The following is a 1,908-nucleotide window of genomic DNA, read 5'->3' on the forward strand; positions in this document are numbered from 1 at the left end:
TCGCCGCCGCCCTGCGTTCGGGCGGCTACGGCATCCCCGCCGTTTCGCGGATCATCGACGAGGTGCGCGCGCACGGTGACACCGCGCAGGTGCAGCGCATCCTCACGGAGCGATTGGGCGACCTCACGCGCCGCAGCGTCACGCTTCTCGCGGCGGCGGGCCATCTGCACGCCCTACTGACGGAACACCTCGCGGGGGCCGGATCGGACGGACCATCCTTCACGTCCGAGCGCTGATGTCAGATTAGCCAGCGGCCACGGGCTCGCGACATGATCACGCGCGTGGCTGACTGCTCCCATCGACACCGTGATCGCGGACTCACTCCAGTCGGACGCTGCGGGGTCGGACGAAGTCAGTGTGCCGAGTGCATCAGGCTGGCTTCGATCGATGGACGGAGCAGCCAAGAGACCTTAGTCGGTTGGCAGGGCTTTGTCTGTCGGCCGAACGTCCTACAGACACGGAGCTTGCGGGTGGGCGAAGCTATAGCTTCCAGTTACTCAGGGAGATAGCTCATGACGAAGAAGTTCTTGACAGTATCGTCACGCGGGGCGAAGGCGCTGATAGCCGAGGACGGCCACCAGGTCGAAAGTGATACATTTCATTTATGATGGTGTGGATCGTGTACTTGGAAGAAACTCCTGGTTTCATCGGCGTCTTTGACGTCGAAAGCGACGCGTACGAATTCCAGGAAAAGTATGCGGCTGATAGCGGACTCTCAGTTCTGCTTACCCCCGTCTCTGTGCCTTATCGGGTCGCGGGAACAGATGGGCCTCTTTATTCGCAGTAGACGCTACGACTCCCCTACCGCGCGTCAAGCGGCTCGAGTGTCTAGCGGAAGTTTTAGTTGACTAGAAATAGGTATTCAAAGATGAGACACCGTCACCACCACAAATTCGGTTTTATTTTCGCTGGATCATTGATCCTCGGGATCGTAGCAGCCGGCGGCAGCCCGGCTTACGCGGCATCATCAGGGAACGGCGCGCCCGACCTCCCGCCACTCACAGCGGTGAGCTCGGCGGACGTTCCCGACGAGTACCTCGTCTACCCGGATGGAACACCGCTTCCTGCCGATGCGGTGGTGATGACGGACGCGGAGATGGATGCACTTGGGTCGGACACGAGCATCGGCGCTCCTGAATCGACGCCAGGTGCGACCACGAGAGCGACGGTAGTAGGAAATTGTCATTTTGCGGTGGGACAAATGTGGAAGAGATCATCCGGACAAGGGTTCCCCTCCGGTTCAGTGGGCGCGAAGCCAGCAATCTCTAGTTGTTGGGGAGCCGTCACCAAGACGTACATCAGGTCAATCGTTTTCATGCATAACGGGTGGCTCTGGGTTCCCGTTACTGAAGCCTTCGAGAGTTTTGGCACGTGGAACATGGTGCAAAAAAGTGTCCAGTACAAATGCAATGGGACCGGGCAGCACACGTTCCGCGTTGTCTCGTATTTCAAAGCCTCTGGGGCCAAGGATGTCACCGCTGCGTCAGCTCAGCTCAGCTCCGGCGATTACAAGCTCCAGTGCGGCTAAAGAACTGTCTGATCTCATGACGCGGTGAGCAATCGCTGCACTGAACCGCGAGCTGGCCCGTCACCCTCGAACCCGTCACCGTCATCTCGGACTACGAACGACGACTGCTCTCGAACAACACGCTCGTCCACGCACTCGAGTCCGCATCGGTGGAAGTCGAGCGAGGCAATTCGTTTCGGCTGAACGTCGACACGTCGCCGCTGACCAGCAATACGAACAAGGACCACGTTCGCACGTGGTCCTTCTTCGTATTGCTGAGCGATCCAACGCTGCGAACAAGCGAGATCGGCTACTCGACGCAGCAGGTGCGCGACCTCGAGCGACTCGGTGTGCTCCCCGCCGCGGAGCGCGGTGCGAACGGGTACCGGCGGTATCGGATG

The 1,908-nt window shown here is 59.7% G+C and carries 2 protein-coding genes; both read left to right on the top strand.

Going from position 1 to position 1,908, the window contains the following annotated elements; all coding sequences use genetic code 11:
* The coding region (locus ABTY40_RS30820) for a MerR family transcriptional regulator (protein ID WP_491562517.1) at nucleotides 1–236 on the top strand (236 nt) is incomplete at its 5' end.
* 1,441 nt (nucleotides 237–1,677) lie between these two features.
* Nucleotides 1,678–1,908, top strand: a 231-nt coding sequence (locus ABTY40_RS30825) for a MerR family transcriptional regulator (protein WP_491562518.1), incomplete at its 3' end; no start/stop codon positions are given.

This window comes from Streptomyces sp. NPDC126503, assembly GCF_040302405.1.
Taxonomy (GTDB): Bacteria; Actinomycetota; Actinomycetes; order Streptomycetales; family Streptomycetaceae; genus Streptomyces; species Streptomyces gulbargensis.